Annotated in this window: 32 protein-coding genes; 6 read left to right on the plus strand and 26 right to left on the minus strand. The window is 59.1% G+C overall.

Going from position 1 to position 25,380, the window contains the following annotated elements:
- Positions 1-191 precede the first annotated feature (191 nt).
- Positions 192-911: a tRNA-uridine aminocarboxypropyltransferase gene (locus ACTJLA_RS07005; protein WP_440840891.1), complete on the minus strand. Its 720-nt coding sequence runs from the start codon at positions 909-911 to the stop codon at positions 192-194.
- Positions 912-1,089: 178 nt separating this feature from the next.
- Between ACTJLA_RS07005 and ACTJLA_RS07010 the strand changes: the two genes are divergently transcribed.
- Together ACTJLA_RS07010 and ACTJLA_RS07015 are read left to right on the plus strand one after the other, a co-directional pair.
- A complete protein-coding gene (locus ACTJLA_RS07010; protein ID WP_034126491.1) occupies positions 1,090-1,524 on the plus strand; it encodes a PA3611 family quorum-sensing-regulated virulence factor in 435 nt (144 codons plus the stop codon).
- 295 nt (positions 1,525-1,819) lie between these two features.
- Positions 1,820-2,932 (plus strand): TIGR00730 family Rossman fold protein, encoded by a 1,113-nt coding sequence (locus tag ACTJLA_RS07015; RefSeq protein WP_314547997.1) that lies wholly within the window; start codon positions 1,820-1,822, stop codon positions 2,930-2,932.
- A gap of 57 nt (positions 2,933-2,989) precedes the next feature.
- Here ACTJLA_RS07015 and recX read toward each other — a convergent pair whose 3' ends face one another.
- The 24 genes from recX to ACTJLA_RS07135 all read right to left on the minus strand — a co-directional run bounded on the left by recX (position 2,990) and on the right by ACTJLA_RS07135 (position 19,178).
- Positions 2,990-3,457: a recombination regulator RecX gene (gene recX / locus ACTJLA_RS07020; RefSeq protein WP_197900805.1), complete on the minus strand. Its 468-nt coding sequence runs from the start codon at positions 3,455-3,457 to the stop codon at positions 2,990-2,992.
- An 8-nt stretch (positions 3,458-3,465) separates the two neighbouring features.
- Positions 3,466-4,524, minus strand: a complete 1,059-nt coding sequence (gene recA, locus ACTJLA_RS07025) for a recombinase RecA (RefSeq protein WP_014717176.1) — start codon at positions 4,522-4,524, stop codon at positions 3,466-3,468.
- A gap of 83 nt (positions 4,525-4,607) precedes the next feature.
- Positions 4,608-5,108 (minus strand): CinA family protein, encoded by a 501-nt coding sequence (locus tag ACTJLA_RS07030; protein ID WP_054897099.1) that lies wholly within the window; start codon positions 5,106-5,108, stop codon positions 4,608-4,610.
- Between the two features lie 81 nt (positions 5,109-5,189).
- A complete protein-coding gene (locus ACTJLA_RS07035; protein WP_034126487.1) occupies positions 5,190-5,684 on the minus strand; it encodes a lysis system i-spanin subunit Rz in 495 nt (164 codons plus the stop codon).
- The gene (locus ACTJLA_RS07040; protein WP_197900806.1) at positions 5,672-6,229 is read right to left on the minus strand and encodes a glycoside hydrolase family 19 protein; all 558 of its coding nucleotides are present in this window, start codon (positions 6,227-6,229) and stop codon (positions 5,672-5,674) included. Before ACTJLA_RS07040 ends, ACTJLA_RS07035 begins: the two co-directional genes overlap by 13 nt.
- A 22-nt stretch (positions 6,230-6,251) precedes the next feature.
- Positions 6,252-7,253 carry a contractile injection system protein, VgrG/Pvc8 family gene (locus ACTJLA_RS07045; protein WP_181123820.1) on the minus strand — a complete coding sequence of 334 codons (1,002 nt, stop codon included), beginning with the start codon at positions 7,251-7,253 and terminating at the stop codon, positions 6,252-6,254.
- Between the two features lie 9 nt (positions 7,254-7,262).
- Positions 7,263-7,475: a tail protein X gene (locus ACTJLA_RS07050; protein ID WP_014717172.1), complete on the minus strand. Its 213-nt coding sequence runs from the start codon at positions 7,473-7,475 to the stop codon at positions 7,263-7,265.
- Complete coding sequence (locus ACTJLA_RS07055) at positions 7,468-7,851, minus strand: phage tail protein (protein ID WP_014717171.1); 384 nt, start codon at positions 7,849-7,851, stop codon at positions 7,468-7,470. The genes ACTJLA_RS07050 and ACTJLA_RS07055 overlap by 8 nt, the downstream gene beginning before the upstream one ends.
- Positions 7,851-10,073, minus strand: coding sequence for a phage tail tape measure protein (locus tag ACTJLA_RS07060; protein WP_314548010.1), 2,223 nt, complete (start codon positions 10,071-10,073; stop codon positions 7,851-7,853). Before ACTJLA_RS07060 ends, ACTJLA_RS07055 begins: the two co-directional genes overlap by 1 nt.
- Positions 10,074-10,079: 6 nt before the next feature.
- Entirely contained in the window at positions 10,080-10,205 is a 126-nt protein-coding gene (locus ACTJLA_RS07065) for a hypothetical protein (protein WP_014717169.1), read from the minus strand.
- Positions 10,202-10,774 carry a phage tail assembly protein gene (locus ACTJLA_RS07070; RefSeq protein WP_054897093.1) on the minus strand — a complete coding sequence of 191 codons (573 nt, stop codon included), beginning with the start codon at positions 10,772-10,774 and terminating at the stop codon, positions 10,202-10,204. Before ACTJLA_RS07070 ends, ACTJLA_RS07065 begins: the two co-directional genes overlap by 4 nt.
- Positions 10,775-10,955: 181 nt before the next feature.
- The gene (locus ACTJLA_RS07075; protein ID WP_054897092.1) at positions 10,956-11,462 is read right to left on the minus strand and encodes a phage major tail tube protein; all 507 of its coding nucleotides are present in this window, start codon (positions 11,460-11,462) and stop codon (positions 10,956-10,958) included.
- Positions 11,462-12,628 carry a tail protein gene (locus ACTJLA_RS07080; protein WP_014717166.1) on the minus strand — a complete coding sequence of 389 codons (1,167 nt, stop codon included), beginning with the start codon at positions 12,626-12,628 and terminating at the stop codon, positions 11,462-11,464. The genes ACTJLA_RS07075 and ACTJLA_RS07080 overlap by 1 nt, the downstream gene beginning before the upstream one ends.
- Positions 12,629-12,630: 2 nt before the next feature.
- Positions 12,631-12,804 carry a hypothetical protein gene (locus ACTJLA_RS07085; RefSeq protein ID WP_003189022.1) on the minus strand — a complete coding sequence of 58 codons (174 nt, stop codon included), beginning with the start codon at positions 12,802-12,804 and terminating at the stop codon, positions 12,631-12,633.
- 91 nt (positions 12,805-12,895) lie between these two features.
- Positions 12,896-13,156: a phage tail assembly chaperone gene (locus tag ACTJLA_RS07090; protein ID WP_082423392.1), complete on the minus strand. Its 261-nt coding sequence runs from the start codon at positions 13,154-13,156 to the stop codon at positions 12,896-12,898.
- Positions 13,157-13,774, minus strand: a complete 618-nt coding sequence (locus ACTJLA_RS07095; RefSeq protein WP_057976039.1) for a hypothetical protein — start codon at positions 13,772-13,774, stop codon at positions 13,157-13,159.
- An 82-nt stretch (positions 13,775-13,856) separates the two neighbouring features.
- The gene (locus tag ACTJLA_RS07100; protein ID WP_314548020.1) at positions 13,857-14,387 is read right to left on the minus strand and encodes a hypothetical protein; all 531 of its coding nucleotides are present in this window, start codon (positions 14,385-14,387) and stop codon (positions 13,857-13,859) included.
- Entirely contained in the window at positions 14,384-15,022 is a 639-nt protein-coding gene (locus ACTJLA_RS07105) for a phage tail protein I (RefSeq protein ID WP_057976043.1), read from the minus strand. The genes ACTJLA_RS07100 and ACTJLA_RS07105 overlap by 4 nt, the downstream gene beginning before the upstream one ends.
- Positions 15,019-16,014: a baseplate J/gp47 family protein gene (locus tag ACTJLA_RS07110; RefSeq protein WP_314548023.1), complete on the minus strand. Its 996-nt coding sequence runs from the start codon at positions 16,012-16,014 to the stop codon at positions 15,019-15,021. Before ACTJLA_RS07110 ends, ACTJLA_RS07105 begins: the two co-directional genes overlap by 4 nt.
- Complete coding sequence (locus tag ACTJLA_RS07115; protein ID WP_060772877.1) at positions 16,011-16,343, minus strand: hypothetical protein; 333 nt, start codon at positions 16,341-16,343, stop codon at positions 16,011-16,013. Before ACTJLA_RS07115 ends, ACTJLA_RS07110 begins: the two co-directional genes overlap by 4 nt.
- A 9-nt stretch (positions 16,344-16,352) precedes the next feature.
- Positions 16,353-16,964, minus strand: coding sequence for a phage baseplate assembly protein V (locus ACTJLA_RS07120; protein WP_314548027.1), 612 nt, complete (start codon positions 16,962-16,964; stop codon positions 16,353-16,355).
- Between the two features lie 3 nt (positions 16,965-16,967).
- A complete protein-coding gene (locus ACTJLA_RS07125; protein ID WP_200582760.1) occupies positions 16,968-17,483 on the minus strand; it encodes a hypothetical protein in 516 nt (171 codons plus the stop codon).
- A gap of 22 nt (positions 17,484-17,505) precedes the next feature.
- A complete protein-coding gene (locus tag ACTJLA_RS07130) occupies positions 17,506-17,844 on the minus strand; it encodes a phage holin family protein (protein WP_034126475.1) in 339 nt (112 codons plus the stop codon).
- Positions 17,845-18,434: 590 nt separating this feature from the next.
- Entirely contained in the window at positions 18,435-19,178 is a 744-nt protein-coding gene (locus ACTJLA_RS07135) for a LexA family transcriptional regulator (protein ID WP_169918753.1), read from the minus strand.
- 225 nt (positions 19,179-19,403) lie between these two features.
- Here ACTJLA_RS07135 and ACTJLA_RS07140 point away from each other — a divergent pair, with 225 nt between their 5' ends.
- From ACTJLA_RS07140 to fdxA, 4 genes are all read left to right on the plus strand, one after another.
- Positions 19,404-19,892, plus strand: coding sequence for a Panacea domain-containing protein (locus ACTJLA_RS07140; protein ID WP_034126473.1), 489 nt, complete (start codon positions 19,404-19,406; stop codon positions 19,890-19,892).
- Positions 19,885-20,256 carry a hypothetical protein gene (locus ACTJLA_RS07145; RefSeq protein ID WP_054897085.1) on the plus strand — a complete coding sequence of 124 codons (372 nt, stop codon included), beginning with the start codon at positions 19,885-19,887 and terminating at the stop codon, positions 20,254-20,256. The genes ACTJLA_RS07140 and ACTJLA_RS07145 overlap by 8 nt, the downstream gene beginning before the upstream one ends.
- A gap of 383 nt (positions 20,257-20,639) precedes the next feature.
- Positions 20,640-23,231, plus strand: coding sequence for a DNA mismatch repair protein MutS (gene mutS, locus ACTJLA_RS07150; protein ID WP_057976051.1), 2,592 nt, complete (start codon positions 20,640-20,642; stop codon positions 23,229-23,231).
- Between the two features lie 142 nt (positions 23,232-23,373).
- Positions 23,374-23,697, plus strand: a complete 324-nt coding sequence (gene fdxA, locus ACTJLA_RS07155) for a ferredoxin FdxA (RefSeq protein ID WP_003172109.1) — start codon at positions 23,374-23,376, stop codon at positions 23,695-23,697.
- A gap of 524 nt (positions 23,698-24,221) precedes the next feature.
- Here the strand turns inward: fdxA and apbC are convergent.
- Entirely contained in the window at positions 24,222-25,316 is a 1,095-nt protein-coding gene (gene apbC, locus ACTJLA_RS07160) for an iron-sulfur cluster carrier protein ApbC (RefSeq protein ID WP_034126470.1), read from the minus strand.
- Between the last annotated feature and the right edge of the window lie 64 nt (positions 25,317-25,380).

The following is a 25,380-nucleotide window of genomic DNA, read 5'->3' on the forward strand; positions in this document are numbered from 1 at the left end:
AGGCGACGGCCGGGCAGCGATCGCCACAGGGCCCGCTCAACGTCAAAAACACATGAAACGACGTCGATAATTCACGGTTGCGCCCAATCGGCGCACAGCATGCCCAGCGTAGCCTGGAGGGTCAAGCACTACGCCCGTGGGGATTTTAGCGGGTTGCGGGCTTACAGTGCCATCATGCAAACGTCGTCTGGTTATCCCGCCGGGATGTAGGGTGCAAGGCGCGTATGCACGGTGTCTGCCGCATCCAGTGGCAGTTGGAACTTGGCAGCCAGGTAATGGGTGCTGAACACATCGAGGTAGGCATCCAGCACTTCGCTGGCGACCAGGTCATCGGCCAGCTCCAGGCACAGCGCCGCCACCTCGGCGGTGCAGAAATGGTCATCGCGCTTGGAGCGCCGTAGTTTGTAACGCGACAGCTGCTCAGGCGCCAGGCTCAGCACCGGTAAATGTTCCAGATAGGGACTTTTGCGAAACATCTTGCGCGCTTCGCTCCAGGTGCCGTCCAACAGGATGAACAGTGGGCGCTTGCCCTCCTCCACGCGCACTTCACTGACCACCCGTTGCGGCGCAACGAATTCACCGGGAAATACGATGTACAGTTGCCACTGCGGGTCGGCCAGCAACCTGAGCAACTCGGGGTCGACTTCGGTACGCGACCAGGCGAATGCCGTGGTGTCGTGTATGACATCGGCGATCAGCCAACCCGTGTTGCTGGGTTTCATCGGTTCTACGTCATGCATCAACAGGCACATGGCGGACTTGGCTCCTACCTGAGGCCGCCAGGCACACAGGCAGTACTCAGGAATGACCCGGCAGCCGGGACAGCGCTCAGCACGGGAACCCCGATTGAGAAACGGCCTGACGGCACGCGCCAGACGCTGGGTACGCAAGCGGGAGACGGCGTGACTCATCGGGCACGCGGCGAAGTAGAAGAAATCGACACGGAACAAACTCGTGAAAAACAGAAGTCCAGCAGTTTACCAGCGATACGCCTGGCTGTAGTGGCAAGGGCTCACCTATAATTGCGCGCCACTGAACGCACAGCCCAGTGGCTGGTCTATGCACCAGTAACCGAATCAGGAGAGTTTCATGCTGCGTTCCATGCTGCGCCTTGTTGCCCCATCCGTCGCCCTTGCGCTGGTCTTGCCTATGGGCGCCCACGCGGCCTCGCTGCTGGAGGCTCAAATGAACAAGAAGCTGCAAAGCGTCGCGGCCGAAAGCAACAAGGACCTGCCCCGGGAAATCGATGAAAAAACCCTGGAAGTCGCCTACACCGTTGAAGGGATGCAACTGATCGATCACCTCAGCGTGCTGCCTGACCGTGCCGAACAGATGCGCGCCAACCCCAAGGCTGTGTATTTCCAGCTGGGCCGCAGTGTGTGCACCAACCCGGGCTACCGCGAGCTGATGGCCAAGGGCGCAGTGATGCGCTACGAAATTACCGAGAACAAGACCAATCGCCCGGTGGCTTCCGTCAAGTTCGCAGAGGCCGATTGCCCGGCTCCGGCGAAAAAGAAAAAGTAACCTCTGCTTGACCCTCCCGCGCTGCTTCCCAGCGGCGCGCACGCTTCCTCTGCGTTTGCCACCAACGACTAAACTGCGTAATGAACCCCCAATAAGCGGTTGCCAGCCAAGGGTTTTTCGGCCCATGATCAGTTCATCCCAGATGCCCGCCCACCACAGTTTTTAATGCTGTTCTGTCATATTTTCAGGGCAAAAAAAGGCCTGCCCTCTTGCGGCATGCCGCGACACAAGCAGTGTCGTGGCCCAGGCGACGTTCTCGTCGACTACCCAGGCCCTGTAAAGAAGGAGAAATTGAATGCCTTATGAATCGAATGATTTGCTGCTTCGTCATTTTGAAGAAAACGGGACCGACCTCACTCAGCAGGTCGACGCACAAATTCAGTTGATCGCCCCCAACAGCCCGAATATCCCTCTTTATCGAGACATGATCCTCACCGTCCTGCGCATGGCCCAAGACGACCGTGATCGCTGGAACGCCAAGATCACCCTGCGTGCCATCCGTGAACTGGACCATGCCTTTCGGGTGCTCGAACAATTCAAGGGCCGGCGCAAAGTCACGGTATTCGGCTCGGCGCGTACGCCAGTGGAAAGCCCGCTGTATGCGCTGGCCCGAGAGGTGGGTGCGACGTTGGCACGTTCCGACCTGATGGTCATCACCGGTGGCGGTGGCGGGATCATGGCCGCAGCCCACGAAGGCGCGGGCCTGGAGCACAGCCTGGGGTTCAATATCACCCTGCCCTTTGAACAGCATGCCAACCCAACCATTGATGGCACCGACAACCTGCTGTCATTCCACTTCTTCTTTACCCGTAAGCTGTTCTTCGTCAAAGAAGCCGACGCGCTGGTGTTGTGCCCTGGCGGCTTCGGCACCCTCGACGAGGCATTGGAAGTGCTGACCCTGATCCAGACCGGCAAGAGCCCGCTGGTGCCGGTAGTGCTACTGGATGCGCCGGGCGGTGGATTCTGGCAAGGCGCCCTGGATTTCATCCGCAGCCAGCTGGAAGCCAATCGCTATATCCTGCCCACCGACCTCAAACTGGTCCGCCTGGTCTACAGCGCCGAAGAGGCCGTAGACGAAATCAACCAGTTCTACGCCAACTTCCACTCCACGCGCTGGCTTAAGCGTGAGTTTGTAGTGCGCATGAATCATCCCCTGAGTGAGCGCGCCCTCGCCCATATGCAGCAAGCGTTTGCCAGCCTGCGGCTCAGTGGCGAATTCCAGCAACTCGCCTATACGGGCGAAGACCATGACGAACCGAGGTTCAGCCATTTGACGCGTTTGGTGTTCAATTTCAACGGTCGCGATCAGGGGCGATTGCGGGAGTTGGTGGATTACATCAACCTGCCGGAGAACTGGGCACAGGCCCAGGGCAAGGCACAGCAACGGATGACACCAGAAACAGCGTAATTTTTTGCAGGCAAAAAAAAAGGCCCACTATTTTCATAGTGGGCCTTTTTTTTTTGCTCAGTCGTCCATATCCCGACCGCTCAATAAGCGGCTGATCATGTCCATCGAAAACCCGCGATAACTCAAGAAGCGACCTTGCTTCGCACGCTCCTTGGCATCAATAGGAAGATGCCCAGCAAACTTGCGACGCCAGGTTTCCTCCAACTGCGACTGCCAACTGATACCGCACTCACGTAGCGCAAGGTCAATATCGGCACGTTGCAGTCCGCGCTGGCTTAACTCCTCGCGAATCCGCGCAGGGCCGTAACCGGAACGTGCGCGGTAAGACACAAAGCTTTCAAGGTAACGGGCTTCCGACAACAGCCCTTCTTCCGTCAACCGGTCGAGGACTGTTTCGATCATCTCAGTCTCTGCGCCGCGCTGACGCAACTTACGTGTCAGCTCGACTCGACCATGCTCGCGGCGAGCGAGCAGGTCCATTGCAGTGCGCCGAACGGCGACGAGTGTATCCAGTACAACAGTCATCGTTTGCTTCAGACGTCAGTATCGGCTTCTTCCATTTCATCTACCGGCTCGCGGTTGGCAGCCGCCTTCACGTCCGGCGCTGCGGTCAGCAGCTTGTCGCGGATCTGCTTCTCAAGCGTGGCAGCGATATCCGGATTGTCTGCCAGGAACTTGGCCGAGTTGGCCTTGCCCTGACCGATCTTGCTGCCGTTGTAGGCATACCAGGCACCGGACTTCTCGACGAAACCGTGCAGTACGCCCAGGTCGATCATCTCGCCGTTCAGGTAGATACCCTTACCGTAGAGAATCTGGAACTCAGCCTGACGGAATGGCGGGGCCACTTTGTTCTTCACGACCTTGACGCGGGTTTCGCTACCAACAACCTCGTCACCTTCCTTCACCGCGCCAGTACGGCGGATATCCAGACGGACCGAAGCGTAGAACTTCAGCGCGTTACCACCGGTGGTGGTTTCCGGGCTACCGAACATCACGCCGATCTTCATACGGATCTGGTTGATGAAGATCACCAGGCAGTTGGCGTTCTTGATGTTACCGGTGATTTTACGCAGCGCCTGGGACATCAGGCGGGCTTGCAGGCCCACGTGCATGTCGCCCATTTCGCCTTCGATTTCAGCCTTGGGTACCAGGGCAGCCACGGAGTCGACCACGATCACGTCGATGGCGTTGGAGCGCACCAGCATGTCGGTGATTTCCAGGGCTTGCTCGCCGGTGTCCGGCTGGGAAACCAGCAGGTCATCAACGTTGACGCCCAGCTTGCCGGCGTATTCAGGATCCAGGGCGTGCTCGGCGTCGACGAACGCACAGGTGGCGCCCATTTTCTGCGCCTGGGCAATCACCGACAGGGTCAGGGTGGTTTTACCGGAAGATTCAGGACCGTAGATTTCAACGATACGGCCTTTTGGCAGGCCGCCAATGCCGAGCGCGATGTCCAGACCCAGAGAGCCAGTGGAAATAGCCGGGATCGCCTGACGGTCGTGATCGCCCATACGCATTACGGCACCCTTGCCGAATTGACGTTCGATCTGACCCAGGGCCGCAGCCAAGGCTTTCTTCTTGTTGTCGTCCATTAAAGTCCTCACGTAATCAATAAGGCCTGACGGCCAACACCTGTATAAGTAGACAGTATTGTTCCACAAAGATCCAAGATCGCCTACCCCTGATTGTCTATTTCTGCTGCAGCTCGTCGCAACAAGCCCTCCAGCGCGGCTTTTACCGTTTGTCGGCGGACCTCGTCGCGGTTGCCGGTGAAGTGCGCAAGCTCAGCCGTCACCTCTTCGCCCACGGCAAAAGCCAGCCAAACGGTGCCCACCGGCTTGTCCGGCGAACCGCCATCGGGGCCGGCAACACCGCTGACCGCCACGGCAAACCGCGCCAGGCTTTTTTCCTGCGCGCCGCGGGCCATCGCCTCCACCACTTCCTGGCTGACGGCCCCGACTTTGGCGAACAGTTTTTCCGGTACATTCAACTGCCGGGTCTTCTGTCGGTTGGAATAAGTGACATAGCCCGCCTCGAACCAGGCCGAACTGCCCGGGATCCGCGTGATGGCTTCGGCGATGCCGCCGCCGGTACAGGACTCGGCAGTGGTGACGTGGGCACTGAGCACCTGCAAACGGCGACCCAGTTCGGCAGCCAGTTGAGTGATTTCCTTCACGGTCGTCTCCAGGAATGGGCGGGGGTTTGCCTACCCTACAGGAGCCCATCGACCATGCAAGGTACAGAGTGCATCAAGACGCTAATGCGCGACGGCCTGCACGTAGGCCTGGCAAGCACGCAAGGCGATCAGGGCGTTATCGCCGTCGTCGGTGATGCGGATAATTCGCTGAGCATGCGCCGGGTCAAGTCGGGCTCGCGAGGTTGCATGAACCACGCCGCCGGGGCTGGGGGCGGCAGGCACTGTGCAGCCAGTGGTGACGGTGGCGAGAAGGACTGACAGCCGCACATCAGCAGTGGCCAGGCGATCGCGCAGAGCCGCTTGATTACGCAGGGCATCGTTCAATTCCTGAATGTGTTGGTGATCGCTAGTAGAGATTTGCTGTTCAAGGGCCAGGCGTTTGGCCTGTTCAGCCTGTTGTTGCTGAAGAATTGCCTGGCTTTGTTGGCTGAGCGCCTGTGTATGTCGGACCGATTGCAGCTCCAGCTGCGCCCCGTATCGCCACGCCTGCACCTGCCAAACAAGCGCCATGAGCAGGCACACACCGACCAAGCGAAACGCACCTAGGAAACGCATAGCACCGCCTTCGCTCGCACCCACAACCGCAAACGATCGTCCAGACCGTTGAGCCCACCATTGATACGGCGAGTGATGGTGGTGAACTGGTCTTTGTCGGCGAGCTCATTGAGGCCGTTGCTTTGCCAGAACCAGGCGGCGGATTCGCAGGCCCACTGTGGCTGCTCCAGCAATTTTGGGTGTCGCAGCAGACGATCGTCACCAAACAGAGCTTGGCTGCACGCCATGTAATTACGGCGCCCGGTGATCTGGATCAGCCCCCTGCCCCGATACATTTGCCCATCACCATCGGCCTCAGGGGTGTTGCCCAGCCGCGCGGCCAGGCTGCCGGTGTCGTACTTGCTCAGGTATTGATCGCTACCCAATTCGCGCACGTACTGTAACTGGGCAGACTCGTGACCGATTTGGGCGAGGAAGGCGGCGACGCGACGGGCCGTATTGATCTGATGCCCCGCAAAGGCCGCATTTAGAAAGGTTAAAAAAATGCCCGCGCGAAGGCGGGCTCCAGGCATTACACCCAGAAGCTGAGCATGTGTGATTACCATGGGTTTTACTCTAAGGAAGGATCTACACCGACAAACCGCTGGCCTGGACCGTACTCCGATAGCCACCTTTTCGCTCGCCCCTGGATTTCACCGTTTTAATCGACCAGCGCCCTTGCATGAACCTCGGCCACGACTCATCCAGCAGCAACAGGCCTTCAGCAGCCAGCGAAGGATTACCCGGGCAGACCACATCGATCTGCAACCCTTCGCGCCCCACCCGCCGCATCTCTCCCTGCGCCGCCGAGCGTGCTTCGTCCTCGCTCTGGTATCGCTGTGTCACCACTTTGAAGGGTGCGATGCCCACCTTGACGACACGCTGTTTTCCGGCTGCCGCGTCCCACCATGACGTTTGCGCGCCGTTGTATTTGGCACGGCTGGTTTCGGTGAAACTGGCGCTGATGAACGCGCGGTCACCTGGACGATTGTCATGGGTAATCGACAACCGTACATCCGGCAATGCCTTGCCCGACAGCGTCTTGATCTGGCCTTTGCGCCCCAGTACATACAGCTCATCGACAGGCTTGGCCACCGCATCGAAGCGCTTGGCCAGGCGCGTCAGAAAGGCCATGTCGCTTTCATTGGTCTGATCGATGTGCGCGATCGGCTCACCGTCGAGTTCAGGCGCCACACGCGGTGAAAAACCATATTGGGTGGTCAGTTGGCGAAACAGCGCACCCAGGGTTATCGGCCCATGGCTGGCGGTGCGGCGCTGTTTGAATTCGTGCTCGTCGAACGGTGCCGCCGTGGCCACCAGCACCAGTCGCAATGGGAACATCGACGGCGTGCGCTGGGTGATCTTGAACACGCCCTTATCCACCAGGCCCGATTCCAGGTAGCCAATACGCAGGCCAATTTTGCCGCCCAGATCGGGCAGCCCTTCAAGCCCCTCGATATCGAGGGTCAACTTCAGTTGATCAGATACAAACCCCGCTGCGTCGGTATGCTCCCACTCCAAGAGCCTCTCGTTGAATAACGCGGCATTGGCTCCGTATAGCTCCACTACAGGTGTAAATCCGAGTGCCATGATGGCTCCTTAATCCCAGGCGGAAACCGGCCGGCTCGCAACTGGTTGCGCGTCCAATTCGGGCACCAGCACGCTGACGCCCGCCGGCAGTACCGCGCCCTGTTCGGCCAACTCCGGGTTCAAGCGCCACAACGCTTCTTCTGCGGCATCATCACTGCGCCCCAGTTCACGGTAGAGCAACAGGTTCACCGAGTCGCCGGCAATACTTCGAACCCTACGCATTGACGAACTCCTCCAGTAACAATGTCCAATTGATCACCATGGCCGTCCCGTCGTCGATCACGCTGGCTTGTTTTTCACTGATCGACTGGATGGTCCATAGCCCCCAGTTACGCCCTAACCCGTCCACCAAAGGCAACGGCGCCCGCAGGGCCTGCAGGGTGCGCAACTCATCCAGGCGCGCCATGCCATTGGCACGCGCAGCCTTGCCGCCCAATGCCAGCGTTTCGAGCCCCTGGCCGACCTGGCTGGATTTAGGTTTGCCGGCAATGATGTCGAGACTGACCCAGCCCCCGCTGCTACCACGATCAAGCGTGTCGTAGGCGAACCCACGGGACAGCCCGAAAATAAAAGTACCCAAGACCATCTGTTGTCGCATCACACAGCTCCATCGGTGAGTGCTGCGCCGCGTCGGGTCGCCAGCAGGTTGTCCATCGACAGCGGGGTAAATTGCGCTTCGATCTGTTGCACCACGAGCGCCGCCAGTTGTTGATGGCTGGCTTGCTCAGGCGCGGTGATGGTGATTTGCGGGGCGAAGTTGATTTGGCGGTTGTCGGCCTGAGGGGCGTTGAGGTTTTTGCTGACCTCCGTGGGGGATGGCAGGCGATCGCCCGTCCCCATCACTTTTTCAGCCAGCCACGCACCGACGTCACTGCCCACGAAAGTGCCCACGGCGCCACCGACTACCTTACCGATTGCGCCCCCGGCGACGCCGCCCATCACACCGCCCAACACTGTGCCGGCACCCGGAACAACCGAACCGATAACAGCTCCCGCCAGCGTGCCGACCGCTCGGCCTATCGCCATCCCGGCCACATCACCGACGACACCGCCGGCAACACCGCCGCCGATGGAGCCCACGCTAGTGCCAACCGCTTGACCCAGGTTTCCGGTCATCGCGCCTTGCGTCATCTCGACACCGGCCTGGGCCACCACCAAACCCAGGGGGACCCCTTTGGCCAGCTTGCTCACCTTCGCCGCTTTGCCAGAGATGCCAGGGCCGGAAGCAGACGGGCGATTACCGTTGTGCCCGTCATTACTCGGGGCTTTGCGCTGGCTGTCCGGCGGTGTGGTTTTATTCCCGGCTGCCGGCCCCTCTCCGAGCACTTTCCCTGCGACCTTTTCGAAAATCTTGTCCTTCACGGCACCGAAAACACCGGAAACCACCGGGATCAGCACCGCCCCCGCCAGCGTGACGGCAGCGGCAGCCTTGGGCAGGCCCTCCGCGAGCCAAGCCACGCCACTGACCAGGCCGTTCATGGCGGTCAGCTTGGCATCCACAACGGGGGCCAGCGCTGTATCAGAGGCAGTGCTCAAGCGCGTGGTACTGGCCTCGTAGGCTTGCCGACGTGCGTAAGTAGAGTCCGCACGAACCTCGGCCGAACGCAGCACCGAACCTTGGTCGCCCAGCGTCGAAGTGGCGTAGGTGGATTTTTCTGCGACCAGCGAAAAGGCCTGTTTCACGCTGTCGATCACCGGTACCAGGCTCAGAATCGTCTGGTTGCCGTCGAACAACTGCGTCGCCAGCACCGCCTGCCTTTCGGCAGGTTGCGACTTGAGCGCCTCCAGCACCGTAAGCACGGCCTGTGGGGCGTCCTGTTTCATGCCCGCCGCGAGTACTTTTGGATCAAGCTTGAGCTCTGCCCAGGCACTGCGTTGCCCTGCAGAGGCGTTGTCGCCTTTAGCCAGGACGGCGCTGATTTTTTCCAGCCCGGCACCAGCAACAACCTTGCTGTTACCTGCGCTCAATAACGCCGCCGAAAGCGCTGCAGCCTGTTCGGGACTCATGCCCGCAGCCTTCGCGGCAGCGCCCTGGAGTTGCACAACAGCGCCGATATCCGCCGATTCGGCCTTGAGCGATACCTGGGTGCCCAGCACGTTTGTTGCGTCGGCAAGGTCCAAGGCTTGTGCGCGATCAAGGTGCATTGACTCGCGCCAGCCGCCCATGATTTCGCCGGCATTTTTGACGTCGATCTTGAACGCCGTCGCCAGGATCGCAGCGTCGCGAGCGAACTGCTGCAGGTCTGCCCGGCGCCCAACGGGGTCGATATTGCCCGAAGCGTCCTTGCGATCACTGCCGATACCGGAACGGGCGGCGGCATACTCGACCTTTGCGAGGTCGACGGCACTGGCACCACTGGCAGCCACCACCGGCTCGGACGCCATGGCAAGGTTGGCTTCACGCAATGCCTTGCGCTCATGTCGGGCAAACATCAACAGTTGGTCAATATCGGTCATCGCGGCGTCCAGCGCCTGCGAGGGTGTGCGCTTGTCTGTAGGCGCGACGGTCTTCGTACCCTCTGCGTTCCCGGCAGTTTGAGCTTGCCGGGCGTCCATCACCTTGAGCAACGAGACGTTGAACAGCTCCAGCGTATCGACCAACCGGACCTGCCCGTCCGCCAGATGCTTGATCTGCAAGCTGGCATCGGCCAATGCCAGGGCCAAACTCGCCGCACTCCCCGGGGCCCCCTCAAGCGGGCTCGGCAGCGCTTGGGTGATAGGTTTGAGACTGGCCTGCATTCCTGTCATCTGAAGTGCGCCCTGAGTCATCACGCCGTCCTTGGCAATGGCTGACCCTGCTCCATGATTACTATCTGCCATTGCGCTCTACTCCTGTTTGACGCCAAGACGACTGATCGCGATGTCGTAGCGGCGCAATGCTTTGCCGGCTTCCCAATCGAGGATTTCCGCTTCGTTTACCGAGTAAACCAGCGGCACTACATCGAGGATCACTTCGATGTCGCGCTCCGAAAGAAGTCCGCCGGTTTGTTTAAAAAATCGTCGATGCGCTCCTGCAGCTCGGTCCAGTCGGGCACGGTCAGGCCGGCAAGATCGGGAATCATCAGGCCGGTGCAATGGGCGGTGATGAACTCGGCACGCTCTTTGTTAGTGGCTAGCTTTTTCATCACCTTGGTAGCGCGCAGGGCGGGCATTTCCAGGGGCAGTTCGGTCAGGGTACGGCCGGCGGCTTCCAGGGGTAATAGCAGGTGGACAGGCTGGTCGTGGGTCGTCACGTCCTGTTCGTTCAGGAAGAACGAGGCCGGGCGCGTCGACATTTCGTGTACGTACTGCGCAATGCTCACGTAGTCCGGGCGTTTGAGTTGGTCGAGTTCTTTTTCCGACAGGCCGGTGGCGAGTTTCGCCAGTTCGAAGAACTGGTCGTCCTCGTCATCACCGGCCCGGGCCAGCGCGTCTTTTTGCGCGGCGTAGAACAACGGTTTGAGTTGAACCTGCTCGATCATTGCACCGGTGTCGGCGGTGATCGGGGACAGCAGGATGTGCAACGGTGGCATCCAGGCCATGGGGCAATTCCTTGTTGAACGGTATTGAAAAGTGCGAAAAATCTAAACCTGAGCATGGCCCCTGTGGGAGCTGGCTTGCCTGCGATGGCATCCACTCGATACACCAGGGATACCGAGTCGCCTGCACCGCAGGCAAGCCAGCTCCCACCTTGACCGTGCTCGCTTCAGATTGCGCCGGCCCTTAAGGCATCAGCACGGCGCGGCGGGCATCGCCAAGAATGTCGACGCCGTTGAGCACGAACTTCTGGGTGCGCACATCGATGTCGATCACCGAAATGCCATTTTCCAGACGGTTGTAGGTACGGCAGGACAGCTCCAGCGTGGTGGTGGCCTTGTCGCCCATTTTCAGCTTCGCCTCCTCCAGGGATTTGAGCTTGCCGCCCACGGTGTGGTAGGTGAAGTAGGTCTTGCCGTCCTGGTCTTGGCCGGCTTCACGCACGTTCAGCAAGATGTCGTCGCCCGTGCGCACGCCCAGGGCCAGCATGATTTCCGGGCCGGCACCTTGCAGCACCAGCTTGGCATTGAGCACCTTGCCGCTCTTGGCCATTTCCTCGGCAATAAAGCGCCCGCCGGACATGGGCTCCATGTCGAACTCGATCTTCGGCGGGGTGAACTCTTCCACGGTTGCGGACAACGGCAGGCCTTGAAGGGTGGCCGCAATGGCCTGTCTGACTCGGTTGGTAAACATTAGAGAACGTCCTCCAGGAACTGCTCGATGATTTCATCGCGGGCGTTGAGTTGATAAACCATGTGTTCGTTCGGCGCGTAGCGGCCGTAGTCGATGACGATGAACCAGGTGCCGTTTTTGTACTTCTCGACGCTGTTCAGCTCCGGGTGCAGGTACACGCTGCCGCCGGGAATGGTTTCGTCGGCCACCAGGGTTTGCAGCCAGTCGTTGATGCGCTTGACCTCCTGGTCCATGAAGGACTTGGTGAGGTTCTTGGCCATGGCTTTCTGGCCGGCCTTGACCAGCTTGCGGCTGATGGCATCTTCCAGGCCGACGTAGCTGATGAACTTGCCGGTGATGGAGCGGTTACCCAGCAGCGAGAAGCCGCCGAGGATGGTGCGAGCGTAGTAGCTCACGCCGTAGCGGTTGAGCAGGTCGCCTTCGGTGGAGGTGTCGAGGATGTTGTACTCGACCACGCGGGAAACGTCCTCGGCGAAGGTCACCTGGTTACCTGGGCTTTCCCACTGCTTGACCTTGGCCAATGCGGCGATGGCCAGCGAGGATGGCGACAGGAACACGTTCTTCTTCGCGGCCTTGGAGTACACCGACGGCATGTTGTGCACCAGCAGGCAACGGTCGAAGCCCAGGTCGGCCCCGCCCAGTTCGCCGCTGTAGGTCACTTGGTCGGCAACGGACGCGTCCTTGCCATCCAGTACCACACGGGCCTTGATGCGCTTGCCGAAAGAGGCGAACTCACCAGCCACAGCCTTGGTGCCGGTAAAGCCTGGAGCGCCGATGATGGTCAGGTCTTCAGGCACGCTGCTCAGGGCCGCCAGGCCCAGTTTTCGACCGGTGACCGGGTCGTTGCCGCCGATCACATTATTGATCGTATCGGCCGGGGTAGCGCCTTCTTCGACGATGACCACATAGACCGGCACCTTCACCACTTTGAGGATCTGGTACACCGCCTGGAACAAGGTGCCCGACTCAGTGCCGGTAGGGTCCAGCAGCGCCTGGGCGGTGAAGCTGTTGATGCGAAACGGCGCGTTTTTCGGGATCGACGCATGGGCATTCGGCGCAGTGCCGACCAGGCCAATGACGTTATCGCCAAGGCCACCCATGGCCTCGGGGGATTCAGTGGCATTCACAGTGATGCCGTTGTGCTCGAAGTTCAGGACTTCTGCCATGGTTATTCAGCCTTCTTGGGGGTGGAGTTGAGGACGCTGGTCAGTTCCAGACGGCCAGCGGTGCGCAGGGCGGATGCTTCGACGTCGAGCAGTTCCAGCTCCTCACCGGCGGTAGACCAATGGCCGTTGCCGATGGGGAATGGGATGAGGACGGTGTAGGTTTGGCGGGTGGGCATGGGTGGAAATCTCCGGGTGGGAAATGCAAAAAGCCCCTGCGGGGAGGGGCTTTGGGGAGGCGAAAAAAAACCGCTTTCGCGGCCAAGTTGATTATTTAAGAAAGTCTGGCTTTTCTGGCCATTCAACTGCGAAGGGGTCTCCGACATCCTGAGGGACATTCCGCAGCAATTTGCGGTATGCCGCAGCTTGGGCTCGCTGGGCGTCATTCAGCGGACTGTCCTGGACTTGACTATGATCGGTCTCGCGCAACAGCCGATCACGACGAACGCGAATAGAAGACCACTCCAAAAGCTCCAGACCTTCCTTGCTGGGAATAAGGGACGGAACGCCCTCCATAGAAATTTCGTTCATTTAAAAAACCACCGTTGGTGAAAGAGAAAGCTTCGACTTTATGTCCCCAAGTTTAATCGGCCGATAGCGGCCAACTTGCATCGTATCAATCCGTAGTGACGTTACATACACATTGGGAATCTTGACTCTACAAACAGCATTACCTGCAGCATCAGCATACATGGCCGGCTCAAACTTCCCGAAGCATGATTGATTAATGACTGCTCGCTGTGGCGAATAAACATAGCCCGCGAACGTCTCGTCCAAAACCAAAGAACTGCCATAGCTATATCCACGTATATTTAGCCAAAACATCTGGTCATCCGTATTAATAGAAAACGGCAACTTAAAATGGGCATATACATTCAACGAAGATCCAAGATCCGTAGCGACCAAGCCACCTGTCGCGCCAACGTCGTAAGGAGCCCCTGTTCCCCATATAAGTCCTTGAAAGACACTCATCAACAGTGTTCCAGGCTGACCTACCTCACCCACAACGTCCTTCAGGGCACGAAACTGATCAAACTCCGCACGCGCTTGATCCATCCGTGCATCGATGGCACCTATTTTCCCAGTTACAGCACTTGTCAGATTATTAGAGGCCTGAACCAAACTAGCAATTTGCGTTTCCGTACTCAAAGCAATTACTCCTTTAAATTATCTTTAGGTCACTCAACCACGATTCACATCTAGGCAACCTACCCCTTTAGCAATAAAAAAACTATTTCAATTCAATATCCATAACGCGAAACAGCACACCAAGATGACGGGCCATATTATCTATATTGGCAGTCGCCACTGATGCGAGCTCTTCAGCAATAAGAATATTGAAATTTTCCGACCCTACAACCACTGTCACGCTATCCGCCGGCAACGGCGAAACATCCAGCGTAAACTTCTGCAGCACCCGCGCCGCCGCCGCTTTATACGTCAGCAACTTCCCCGCCACGGAATACACCGCCAGCAAGGTCCCACTGGCGAGGTAAAAACCGAACTCGCCAATCTCATACTCACCGTCGCCATCGAACAGCGCGGCCATCCTGAGTTGGCGCTCGCCCAGGTCTTCGTAATCGACGATGGCCACCCGTTGGCGCTCGTCACGCAAGGCCACTTCCGTGCCGTTGGGGTTGTAGCGGCCGGTGCCGGCGCCAATGTGGGTGATTTCGCCTTTGAGGCCCTGGTTCTTTGCCTGCAGCACTTCATCCAAACCTTTGGAGGTGAAGCGCACCAGGCGCGTGATTTCATCTGTCATGGCTGCGCCCTGAGGTCGTAATCGTTAATGGTGTAGTGCTGGGCAACCCCGGCACTGTTTAGCCGGGCAACCAGCGCCAAGTCCGGCAACGCGCCGTTCAGGTAGAACTCGCCGTCGCTTAAAGGGGCGTCGAGCACTTGCGTGAGCGCGAGCTGGCCTTCGGTTTCATGCACGATGGTAATCGTCGCCTGGTCGCGTTCACTTTTCGCTGCGTTGATACGCCGGATCAGCCGGTTGTGGTCGCCGCTGGACCAACTGCGCCCGATGATCGCCTGCACGTCGAAGGTGTAAGGCACGCCCAGCGGACGTTGCTGGTACCAGGCGCTGATATTGGGCGTGAAGCCCAATGACTCCACCGCATGACTCAGCGCCTTGGGTGTGCCGGCCTGGCGCTGGATCTGCCAGGACAAGGCCACGGTCAGGCGTTTCTCCGCCTCGCTGGCCTCGGCATCCCACTCGCTCACGCCACGGTCTGCGGCCAGGTAAGGCAGAAATTCGCTGGGGGTGTGCAGCGGGTTCATCAGTGCCGGAAACGGCGGGGTGACGCGCTCAAGCAATGTGCCGAAGCCCAGGTCCAACGCCTTTTCCAGCGGTGAGCTGTTGGCGGGCAGCAAACTCGCTTTGGGTTCACTCATAGCGTGCGCACCTCCACCTCGACGCCCGTGCAATGCGGGGCCTGGAACGCGGTGCTGACAATCGGCGCCAGCGGTTCGAGGATTTGCAGTTGCGCAGCGCCGGCACTGTGGATGGCGTAGTCGATCCAGCTGGGGTCCACCCGCCCTTCCAGGCGGTGGCAGGACTCTGCGTAATCTTGCAGCAGTTTCTGCGCCGCCACTTGGGTCAGCCCCGAGTCCGGGCCGGCGTTGATCTTGGCCACCACGCGAATTTTGTAGGGCTGAATCTGTGCGCCCTGGACGCTGACAAGATCGGTTTCGGGCCGTACATCCGGCCGTGCGAAATGTCGACGTACACCGTCAAGCAAGTCGGCAGATGGCGTGCCGTCCCCCTCCCTGGAAAGCACGGTGACCATGACTTCCCCCGGTGCGGTGCGTCGGGCGTTGCCGTCCTTGATCTGGACCGCATAGCCGTCCGGGTCGAAGGTGTAGGTGACCGTGACCACCCCCGGCGTCGCGCTCTGTACTTTCACCACTGGACGCTCGCCAAGGGTGAATACTTCACGGCGATACTGCATCCGCGAGCCTGCTGCTGGAGCGTGGGGTGCCAGGTAGTAACGCAGGCGGGCGTCGTCGTCGCTTTCCAAGGTGGGCGGCACCGGCGGGAACGCGGCCGGGTCGCCGGGGTCGAGCACTTGGCGTTCCAGGCCCATATCGGCCAGGCGCGCATCCAGGTTGCTACCGGTGGCCCACCACGCCAGCATCTGTTTGATGCGGGCGTTGTATTTGCGTTCGTGGGTTTGCAGGCGCACGCAAAAGGCTTCCAGGGCCAGGGTCAGCAGTTCGCTTTCGTTGTCGAGGCTGACCTGAAGTTTGGCCGCGCTTTGCGGCGCACGGGTGGCGACATAGTCGATGACAAACGCTTTGAGTTCGGCCAGCAACGGTTCGAACTCATCGACCTTAATGATGGCCGGTTCCGCCAGTTGGTTCTGGCCGGGGATCAGCATGCTCATGTCACGACCTCGAAGGATTGTTGGCGGTTTTTCCAGGTGCCGGCAAACCGCAACAGCAGGCCGGCGTCTTGGCGAGTGGCGACGATGACCTGAGGGTCAAAGTCACCAATGCCGTTATGGATGTTGTAGAACGCTTGGGCGGCGTGGCTTTGGGCGAGGATCAAGAGGTCGTCACCGAGGTTCTGGCCGAGCAACTGCGGGATCAGCGAGCCGTACAGCGGGCGTTTTTGCCGCGTTCCAATGGGAGTGGTCAGCGCTCGGGTGGCGCGCTGCACAAATTGCAGCCAGTCATCGACGGCTGCCCCGGTGTTCCTATCGATTCCGAGCATAGGGTGTCCTTATCGGGGGCTGATGACGCGTCCTTGATGGTCCACCACCGGGCCGCTGAAGTGCGCGCCGCCGGCATCCAGCAACAGGCTGGTACCGCCGATTTGCAGGGTGATGCTCTGGGCATTCATGGTCAGGCTGGCAGCGCCGACTTTAATGTCGACCTGTTCACGGGAGCCGCTGACGGTGGTTGGGCCGTTGACCCAGTTGAAGGTATGGCTGGCATCGTCGTAGTCGCTTTGGGTGCCGTCCTGGTGTCGACGCCGGGTCAGCGTCGCAACGCTGGAAACCGGCGGAAAGCGATCACTGTTAAGGCCGAACAGAGCCACGGATTGCACACCGCCCTCGCCCCCGCCGTAGTTGAGCAGCAGGCATTGTTCACCCACCGTGGGGATACGGGTTTCGGTTTGCGCACCGGCGCTGGGGTTGAAAAAACGGATCGCCGGGGTGAGCAAGTCACCATGGCTGACCTTGCAGGTGTTGCTGGCCGCGTCGACCTGCTGGCAGATGCCGATCCGGCAGAAGCTCTCGGCGCGGCGGTAGAGGTCCTCGAGCTGGGACTCCATCTCGGACAGGCGTTCGACGATCGGTCCCAATTGCATGCGTAACAGCGCGTCGAACATGGGCTACTCCGCCAGTGGCTTGTATTGGGCCGGGTCGTCGATGTTGGAGACGTCCCAGGTGCAGGCAAATAGCGGTTGGCCTGTGGGATCGTCGAGTAGCGTCGGCCCCAGATAGAGGGTTTGCGTGAAGGAAACCGTCCAGGTGTCGTAGTCCGTTTCTACGGAAGTGCGCAAAGCGGGCGCAGCGACGATATTCGCTGGCAAATCGCACTGTGCCGGGGGCAGGTCCCATCGGTTATCCAGCACCAGGTCCATCAGTTGGCTGGCCAGGTCGCAGGCATCGAACGCCAATGCACCGGGAGCAACCATGGCCCTGAGTGAAATGGCCAAGACGTGGGCTTTGCGCCCCTCGCGAGAGCGAATGCCAGGGCCATTACCTTCGACCGTAACCATTACGCCGTTTTTTTCAGCGTCGCCCTGGAAATCCTGGTGGCTCCCCACCTTGAGGCCCGGGAGGGCTGCATGCAGCGCCGCGCCAATGGCCTGGGGCAGTTGCGATGGCTTTTCGATAAGCGTCATTTTAGTAGCGTCCTTGCAACAATTACTGCGGGTCCTGGCGGGAGCCTTGGTTGATCCCGATGCGCTTGGCCGCCCACCGCTCGTAAAGGCCGATAGCCACGTCGGCACCGGCCATGGCGGTCAGGCAACCAATGGCGCCGGCGGTCCAGATCGACATGCCGGCGGCGTAGCACAGCATCAAAGCCGAAACCCCGCAAACCATGCACGCCCCGGAACGCAGGGCCAGGCGGCGGATCAACGACCAACCGCGGGCGCCCTCCTTGTCGGCCCGCCACATCTCGCCGGATACACCGCCGATCACTGCCAGTACGATGACCAGCCAGATAGGCATCTCCGCTAACGCTTGCTGTTCACTTGTCATGTCACGCCTCCTGGCTGAGCAATAAATAGTCCGTATTTCATTTACAAATGCTTGAGTAGGTAGGCATTCCAAAAAGCCCGGTCGCCCGGGCTTTTCAGTAATGATGTCCTCGGACTTTCGGCGCTACTGGCGCGGTACGGTCCTTTCCTCGATGTTTTTCCGACCACGATCCCTGTCTGCCGGATAACTGCTTTTGGTGCTTTACGCTGCACACCCGGGTCAGTTGCCAACCCTCTGAACCGTTAAGGCCGGTTCATCGCTGCCTGTTGTTGAAGCGTTGAAACTAAAGAGCGTCGGCATCCTTGCCGGTGTTGCCTGGCATCCCTGTCATCGCTTCGATGGCGTCCTTGCCGATGTTGCGTGCCTTCCTTGTCTTCCTTGGCAGCATCCTTGCCGCCTCCACCAGGCCTTGTTGGCTGGCTTGAGATTAAGAATATGCATGTATGCATATACAGTCAATGCACAAATGCATTTATTTTTGCTATAGGAATGCACGGATGCATTGGAAGCCTGGCGGGCTTGGGCTTTGCCGGTTTTCTATGGACGAAAAAAAACCCGCACATGAGCGGGTTTCTTCTTACGCGTGGAGGTTAGCGGGCGTACATGCCCCACCAGAAAACATGACCGAGGATGCTGATCTGCTCGTCCTGGATATCCTGGAAGCTGTAGTCCTCATCGGGGTGTTCATCACGGTTGAAGCTGCGCAGGCGAATACCGGAAGGCAGGCGGTAGAGCTGTTTAACCCGCAACTGGCCGTTGTGATTGATGGCATACAGGTCGCCATCCACGATATCGCCAATGCCGCTCTTGCCGGCATTCACCCCTACCGTGGCGCCGTCGCGCAATACCGGCAACATACTGTTGCCACGTACCGTCACGCATTTGGCCTGGTCGAACTGCACACCATTATGCCGCAGGCTGCGCTTGCCGAACCGCAGGCTGGCCTTCTCGCTTTCCTCGATGACGAATCTTCCTGATCCAGCAGCCAATTCAACCTCGCGCAGAAAGGGGATCGACACCTCGTCATCATTAACGGGGGTGTCGTCGTCCCACAGGCTTATGTCCTTGAGTTCCGAATGCATCGGGTCGCGCCCATCGTCGCGCACAACGCCCACTGCTGCGCGCCCGCGCAGGTAATCAGTACTTACGCGAAAATACTCGGCGATGCGCGAGATGTGTTTATCCGACGGATCAACGATCTTGCCGCTGAGGATCCGGGACAGTGTGGATTGAGGCACGCCAGTGCGCCGATGGAGCTCCGTGGGGGAGATCCGGTCGCGATCCAGCAGTTCTCTTAAGACGATAGAAACGTTGCGTTTTTGCATAACGCGGATAGTGACGGGAGTTTCTGAGGTTGGCAAATGCTAATTTGCATATTTATGCATTAAACATCCGACTTTCAATTAATTCGAATCAAAATACTGTATATACACCCAGTTATCGGCATTCTACTATTCTGCCAGCTTGGTATTGCTGCCGATCAACACCTTGCATGTCGACAACTCAAGGCCTATGTATAAAACTCTTTGACAACGTAGCCAGCAACGACGGAGGTGCTCATGGCTTATTCAGCGCTAGCTGTTGCTAACGCCTTCATTGAACGCGCGAAGGAAGGCAAGGTTTCGGGCCTGACCCCGATGAAGCTGCAGAAACTGCTGTTCTATACACAGTCCTGGCATTTGCGCGAACGGGACCAGCCCCTGATGGATGACCACTTCGCCCGCTGGCAATATGGCCCGGTCATCCCGTCGCTTTACCATGAGTTGAAATCCTACGGTAATCGCCCGGTGACCGCGCTGCTCAGCAACCTGAAGCCCGACGCCGAAGACATTGTCTTCGTGACACCGAGGGTTCCTGAGAGCGATACCTACACCCATCGTTTGATTGACCGGATCATTAACAAATACGGCAAATGGTCCGGCACCCAACTGTCCAACTTGTCCCACGAGGACGGCACAGCCTGGGCCCTCAAGGGTGCCGACGGTTCCGCCATCGACTGGGAAGACATGGCAACACTCATTCACCCAAAGAGCCGCATCCGTGAGTGAAGAACTCGACAACCTGGAACTCACCCTGCCCCCCGCGGCAGGGCCTGACCAGGACACCCAAGCCGGTGGCGAGCAAGCCATAGGCACCGACGATGAAAGAAACCAGAACCTAAAAGACCAGAAGGCCGAACGGCAACTGCGCAAGAAGTATGCGGGACGTGCATTCTGGTTTGCCGCCTGCGGTGTGATCTTCTGGGCGGTTCTTTTGGTTTGGAATGGGTGGTCGACGTATTACTCGGGTAAAGCGCCGTTCTCGGACAATGTAGTGATTGCCATCACTACGGCGACTTCAATCAATTTGTTTGCTGCGTTTCTTGGGGTGATCAGAGGGTTGTTTCCGGCCAGTGGGCGTAGATCCAAATAGTCTGGTCGTATTCACGACCTGCGTTTCTATCTCGTATTGAGATATGAATGCGCGTGAGTCAGCCCCTGATTTTCAGGGCTCTGACCGGATTGTCTAACGCTGCTGCAATGCCTGATTGAACCGCTAACCTGTGGCGAGGGCGCTTGCTCTCGCTCGGCTGCGTAGCAGCCATTTTCCAGGGACGCTGCGCGCTCCACCGGGAGCAAGCCCCCTCGCCACGGTTATGTTGGTGTTTCTTGAGGCGGCACCGCTTTCGTGGTTTACCTGGCCGCTTGCGACCTGCGAAGGTCCGACCTCGCGTGTTAACCTTGCCGCCATCGCAAAAATGCTGGGCCAAGCGCCCCCTTTGCCCCATCACTTTCAACGAATTTGCCTATTACCCAATGAGTAAAAACTCCTCAGATCTGTCCTCCCACACCCCGATGATGCAGCAGTACTGGCGCCTGAAAAACCAGCACCCTGATCAGTTGATGTTCTATCGCATGGGCGACTTCTACGAAATCTTCTATGAAGACGCGAAGAAGGCCGCCAAGCTGCTGGACATCACCCTGACCGCGCGCGGGCAGTCGGCGGGGCAGTCGATTCCGATGTGTGGGATTCCTTACCACTCGTTGGAAGGCTACCTGGTCAAGCTGGTGAAGCTGGGTGAGTCGGTGGTGATCTGTGAGCAGATCGGCGACCCGGCCACCAGTAAAGGGCCGGTGGAGCGTCAGGTAGTACGCATTATTACGCCGGGCACGGTGAGTGATGAGGCGTTGCTGGATGAGCGTCGCGACAACCTGATTGCGGCGGTGTTGGGCGATGAGCGTTTGTTCGGCCTGTCGGTGCTGGATATCACCAGCGGCAACTTCAGCGTGCTGGAGATCAAGGGCTGGGAGAACCTGTTGGCGGAACTTGAGCGTATCAATCCGGTGGAGTTGTTGATTCCGGATGATTGGCCCAAGGACTTGCCGGCAGAGAAACGTCGTGGGACCAAGCGTCGTGCACCGTGGGATTTCGAGCGCGACTCTGCGCTGAAAAGTCTGTGCCAGCAGTTCTCGGTGCAGGACCTTAAAGGCTTCGGTTGCGAAACCCTGACCCTGGCCATCGGTGCCGCAGGCTGCTTGCTCAGCTACGCCAAGGAAACCCAGCGCACTGCTCTGCCTCACTTGCGCAGCCTGCGCCATGAGCGTCTCGACGATACCGTGGTGCTCGATGGCGCCAGCCGTCGCAACCTGGAACTGGACACCAACCTGGCCGGTGGGCGTGATAACACCCTGCAATCGGTGGTGGACCGTTGCCAGACCGCGATGGGCAGCCGTTTGCTGACCCGTTGGTTGAACCGTCCGCTGCGGGATTTGACGGTGCTGCAAGCGCGCCAGTCTTCCATTACCTGCCTGCTCGACGGCTATCGCTTTGAAAAACTGCAGCCGCAACTGAAAGAGATTGGCGATATCGAGCGCATCCTGGCGCGGATCGGCCTGCGCAATGCGCGGCCCCGCGACTTGGCGCGCCTGCGCGATGCCTTGAGCGCCCTGCCGCAGCTGCAAGTCGCGATGACCGAACTGGACACGCCGCACCTGCAACAGCTTGCCGTCACCGCTGGCACTTACCCGGACCTCGCGGCGCTGCTGGAAAAGGCCATTATCGACAACCCGCCGGCGATCATTCGTGACGGCGGCGTGTTGAAAACCGGCTACGACAGCGAGCTGGATGAGCTGCAATCCCTGAGCGAAAACGCCGGGCAGTTCCTGATCGACCTGGAAGCCCGCGAAAAAGCCCGTACGGGCCTGGCCAACCTGAAGGTCGGCTACAACCGCGTGCATGGTTACTTTATCGAGCTGCCGAGCAAGCAGGCCGAGTCGGCGCCTATCGACTATCAACGTCGCCAGACCCTCAAAGGCGCCGAGCGTTTTATCACCCCTGAGCTCAAAGAGTTCGAAGACAAGGCGCTGTCAGCCAAAAGCCGCGCCCTGGCGCGGGAAAAAATGCTCTACGAAGCCTTGCTCGAGGACTTGATCAGCCGCCTGGCGCCGTTGCAAGACACCGCCGCCGCCCTGGCGGAGCTGGATGTATTGAGCAACCTCGCCGAACGTGCGCTGAACCTGGACCTCAATTGCCCACGGTTTGTCAGCGAACCGTGCATGCGTATCGTGCAAGGTCGTCACCCGGTGGTAGAGCAGGTGCTGACCACGCCGTTCGTCGCCAATGACCTGTCGCTGGACGACGATACCCGCATGTTGGTGATCACCGGTCCGAACATGGGTGGTAAATCCACTTACATGCGCCAGACCGCGCTTATCGTGTTGTTGGCGCATATCGGCAGCTTCGTACCGGCAGCCAGTTGCGAATTGTCCCTGGTAGACCGCATTTTCACGCGGATCGGCTCCAGCGATGACCTGGCCGGCGGCCGTTCGACCTTTATGGTGGAAATGAGCGAAACCGCCAACATTCTGCACAACGCCACCGAACGCAGCCTGGTGCTGATGGACGAAGTGGGCCGCGGCACCAGCACCTTCGACGGCCTGTCCCTGGCCTGGGCCGCGGCCGAACGCTTGGCGCATCTGCGTGCGTACACGCTGTTCGCCACGCACTACTTCGAGCTGACGGTGTTGCCGGAAAGCGAGCCGCTGGTGGCCAACGTGCATCTCAATGCCACCGAGCACAACGAGCGCATCGTGTTCCTGCACCATGTGCTGCCAGGGCCGGCGAGCCAGAGTTATGGTCTGGCTGTGGCGCAGTTGGCCGGTGTGCCGAACGAGGTGATCACCCGTGCCCGCGAACACCTCAGCCGCCTGGAAACAACGGCGCTGCCCCATGAAACCGTGGTCGCCAGCCCTGCCAAGGCCAGCAAGAAACCTGCCGCGCCGCACCAGAGCGATATGTTCGCCAGTTTGCCCCATCCAGTGCTGGATGAGTTGGCAAAACTTGACCTGGATGACTTGACGCCGCGTAAAGCGCTCGAAATGTTATATGCACTGAAGACTCGGATATAACGCAGACGCTTGCAAGCTGATAGAATCTCGCGCGGTTTGGGATGCTGCGGGCTTTTAGCCTGGTCCGCAGACTATCGCTCTCAAACCTCGCGAACCCCACCACAAGGGGTTTCGCTGCCGCCGCCTGAGGAGAAAATTAGAAATGACCTTCGTCGTCACCGACAACTGCATCAAGTGCAAGTACACCGACTGCGTAGAAGTCTGTCCGGTGGACTGCTTCTACGAAGGCCCGAATTTCCTGGTTATCCACCCGGATGAGTGCATCGACTGCGCCCTGTGTGAACCAGAATGCCCGGCCGTCGCGATTTTCTCCGAGGACGAAGTGCCTGCGGGCATGGAGCAATTCATTCAATTGAACGTCGAGCTGGCCGAAGTGTGGCCAAACATCACCGAGCGCAAAGATCCGATGCCGGATGCCGCTGAATGGGATGGCAAGCCCAACAAAATTGAGCAACTAGAGCGCTAAAGCGCCGCTGCCCAACAAAAAAAGGCCCCTTGAGGGCCTTTTTTGCGTTCGGGTGCCTGCATTCACTTTTCTACAGGCAAAAAAAAGGGGCGGTATGACCCGCCCACATTTTTTCCCTAGTCCCTGTATTCCTTTTCATCATCCTGATGAATCGCATCCTGCGACGTTCCTTCAAACCATCGTTCCTTGATGGCTGTGCCAATCCGTGGACACAGGGCTGATGTTAGAGCGTTCCCAGAGAAGTTCAACGCGATCCCCACGGCGGGCTGACAAACTTTTTCGCTCGCCAGAATTAAAATAATCTTTATTTTTCAAAAGGTTAGATAATAGCTTCGTCGATTCAAGACGTACGTAACCGCTAAAAAAACCAAACACTTACGGAAAAGTAAGCGAATGCTTACACGCGCATTACGCAAAGTAGCAGCAAGCCCTATTGGCGCCCCACCTGTAGGAGCGAAATCGCTCGCGAAAAACCTGAGAGCACCACGGATCGTCAGGCTTTTCGCGTAACCGTTAAAGCCTAATCAATCGTCGCTCACGGTAATGGTCGGCATCGCCGGCGTCGTCGCTTCCTGCAAAACAATCCGCGCACCGACGTGACGGGCCAATTCCTGATAGATCATCGCGATCTGCCCATCAGCCTCTGCCGCTACGGTAGGTTTGCCACCATCGGCCTGCTCGCGAATCTCCATCGCCAATGGCAACGATGCCAACAGTTCAACGCCATACTGGGTAGCGAGCTTCTCGCCCCCACCTTCACCGAACAGATGCTCGGCATGCCCGCAGTTGGAACAGATGTGCACCGCCATGTTTTCCACAACACCCAGCACCGGAATGTTGACCTTGCGGAACATCTCCACACCTTTCCTGGCGTCGAGCAGCGCCAGGTCCTGAGGCGTGGTGACAATCACTGCACCGGCCACCGGAACTTTCTGCGCAAGGGTCAACTGAATGTCGCCGGTGCCTGGCGGCATGTCGATCACCAGGTAGTCGAGGTCGCCCCAAGCCGTTTGTGTGACCAGTTGCAGCAACGCACCGGAGACCATCGGCCCGCGCCAGACCATCGGCGTGTTGTCATCGGTGAGAAACGCCATGGACATCACTTCCACACCCAGCGACTCGATGGGCACAAACCATTTTTGATCCTTCACCTTCGGCCGCGTGCCTTCGGCGATGCCGAACATCACGCCCTGGCTCGGCCCGTAGATGTCGGCATCGAGGATGCCCACGCGCGCACCTTCCCGCGCCAGGGCCAGGGCCAGGTTGGCCGCCGTGGTCGATTTACCCACACCGCCCTTGCCGGACGCCACCGCCACCACGTTCTTGACGTTGGCCAGGCCCGGGATCTGCGCCTGGGCCTTGTGCGGCGCGATCACACATTGGATATCGACCTTGGCCGAACCCACGCCGTCCAGGCCCTCGATGGCCATTTGCAACATCTGCGCCCAACCGCTTTTGAACAAACCCGCGGCATAACCCAGTTGCAACTGCACCGACACCTGGTCGCCCTGGACCTCGATGGCACGCACACAACCGGCACTGACCGGGTCCTGGTTCAAATAAGGGTCGGTGTACTGGCGAAGAACGGCTTCCACCGCTGCGCGATTGACGGCGCTCATGGGCTACTCCCGAAAAAAGACTGACTGAAACAGGCGGCTATCCTAACCGTTCCAGCCGCCGAGC

This window comes from Pseudomonas sp. 22072 (assembly GCF_052046095.1).
Taxonomy (GTDB): domain Bacteria; phylum Pseudomonadota; class Gammaproteobacteria; order Pseudomonadales; family Pseudomonadaceae; genus Aquipseudomonas; species Aquipseudomonas paracarnis.

Excerpts from the sequence above, each read along its gene's own strand:
- mutS (WP_057976051.1), top strand. The coding sequence starts at position 20,640 with ATGAGTAAAAACTCCTCAGATCTGTCCTCCCACACCCCGATGATGCAG.
- ACTJLA_RS07010 (WP_034126491.1), top strand. The coding sequence starts at position 1,090 with ATGCTGCGTTCCATGCTGCGCCTTGTTGCCCCATCCGTCGCCCTTGCG.
- ACTJLA_RS07070 (WP_054897093.1), bottom strand. The coding sequence starts at position 10,774 with ATGGCCTGGATGCCACCGTTGCACATCCTGCTGTCCCCGATCACCGCC.
- recA (WP_014717176.1), bottom strand. The coding sequence starts at position 4,524 with ATGGACGACAACAAGAAGAAAGCCTTGGCTGCGGCCCTGGGTCAGATC.
- apbC (WP_034126470.1), bottom strand. The coding sequence starts at position 25,316 with ATGAGCGCCGTCAATCGCGCAGCGGTGGAAGCCGTTCTTCGCCAGTAC.
- ACTJLA_RS07085 (WP_003189022.1), bottom strand. The coding sequence starts at position 12,804 with ATGCCCACCCGCCAAACCTACACCGTCCTCATCCCATTCCCCATCGGC.
- ACTJLA_RS07090 (WP_082423392.1), bottom strand. The coding sequence starts at position 13,156 with ATGAACGAAATTTCTATGGAGGGCGTTCCGTCCCTTATTCCCAGCAAG.
- ACTJLA_RS07005 (WP_440840891.1), bottom strand. The coding sequence starts at position 911 with ATGAGTCACGCCGTCTCCCGCTTGCGTACCCAGCGTCTGGCGCGTGCC.
- ACTJLA_RS07100 (WP_314548020.1), bottom strand. The coding sequence starts at position 14,387 with ATGACAGATGAAATCACGCGCCTGGTGCGCTTCACCTCCAAAGGTTTG.
- ACTJLA_RS07080 (WP_014717166.1), bottom strand. The coding sequence starts at position 12,628 with ATGGCAGAAGTCCTGAACTTCGAGCACAACGGCATCACTGTGAATGCC.
- ACTJLA_RS07115 (WP_060772877.1), bottom strand. The coding sequence starts at position 16,343 with ATGCTCGGAATCGATAGGAACACCGGGGCAGCCGTCGATGACTGGCTG.
- ACTJLA_RS07120 (WP_314548027.1), bottom strand. The coding sequence starts at position 16,964 with ATGTTCGACGCGCTGTTACGCATGCAATTGGGACCGATCGTCGAACGC.
- ACTJLA_RS07060 (WP_314548010.1), bottom strand. The coding sequence starts at position 10,073 with ATGGCAGATAGTAATCATGGAGCAGGGTCAGCCATTGCCAAGGACGGC.
- ACTJLA_RS07055 (WP_014717171.1), bottom strand. The coding sequence starts at position 7,851 with ATGCGACAACAGATGGTCTTGGGTACTTTTATTTTCGGGCTGTCCCGT.
- ACTJLA_RS07105 (WP_057976043.1), bottom strand. The coding sequence starts at position 15,022 with ATGAGTGAACCCAAAGCGAGTTTGCTGCCCGCCAACAGCTCACCGCTG.
- ACTJLA_RS07125 (WP_200582760.1), bottom strand. The coding sequence starts at position 17,483 with ATGACGCTTATCGAAAAGCCATCGCAACTGCCCCAGGCCATTGGCGCG.
- ACTJLA_RS07130 (WP_034126475.1), bottom strand. The coding sequence starts at position 17,844 with ATGACAAGTGAACAGCAAGCGTTAGCGGAGATGCCTATCTGGCTGGTC.
- ACTJLA_RS07110 (WP_314548023.1), bottom strand. The coding sequence starts at position 16,014 with ATGAGCATGCTGATCCCCGGCCAGAACCAACTGGCGGAACCGGCCATC.
- ACTJLA_RS07035 (WP_034126487.1), bottom strand. The coding sequence starts at position 5,684 with ATGCGTTTCCTAGGTGCGTTTCGCTTGGTCGGTGTGTGCCTGCTCATG.
- ACTJLA_RS07075 (WP_054897092.1), bottom strand. The coding sequence starts at position 11,462 with ATGTTTACCAACCGAGTCAGACAGGCCATTGCGGCCACCCTTCAAGGC.
- ACTJLA_RS07050 (WP_014717172.1), bottom strand. The coding sequence starts at position 7,475 with ATGCGTAGGGTTCGAAGTATTGCCGGCGACTCGGTGAACCTGTTGCTC.
- ACTJLA_RS07015 (WP_314547997.1), top strand. The coding sequence starts at position 1,820 with ATGCCTTATGAATCGAATGATTTGCTGCTTCGTCATTTTGAAGAAAAC.
- ACTJLA_RS07040 (WP_197900806.1), bottom strand. The coding sequence starts at position 6,229 with ATGGTAATCACACATGCTCAGCTTCTGGGTGTAATGCCTGGAGCCCGC.
- recX (WP_197900805.1), bottom strand. The coding sequence starts at position 3,457 with ATGACTGTTGTACTGGATACACTCGTCGCCGTTCGGCGCACTGCAATG.
- ACTJLA_RS07140 (WP_034126473.1), top strand. The coding sequence starts at position 19,404 with ATGGCTTATTCAGCGCTAGCTGTTGCTAACGCCTTCATTGAACGCGCG.
- ACTJLA_RS07045 (WP_181123820.1), bottom strand. The coding sequence starts at position 7,253 with ATGGCACTCGGATTTACACCTGTAGTGGAGCTATACGGAGCCAATGCC.
- fdxA (WP_003172109.1), top strand. The coding sequence starts at position 23,374 with ATGACCTTCGTCGTCACCGACAACTGCATCAAGTGCAAGTACACCGAC.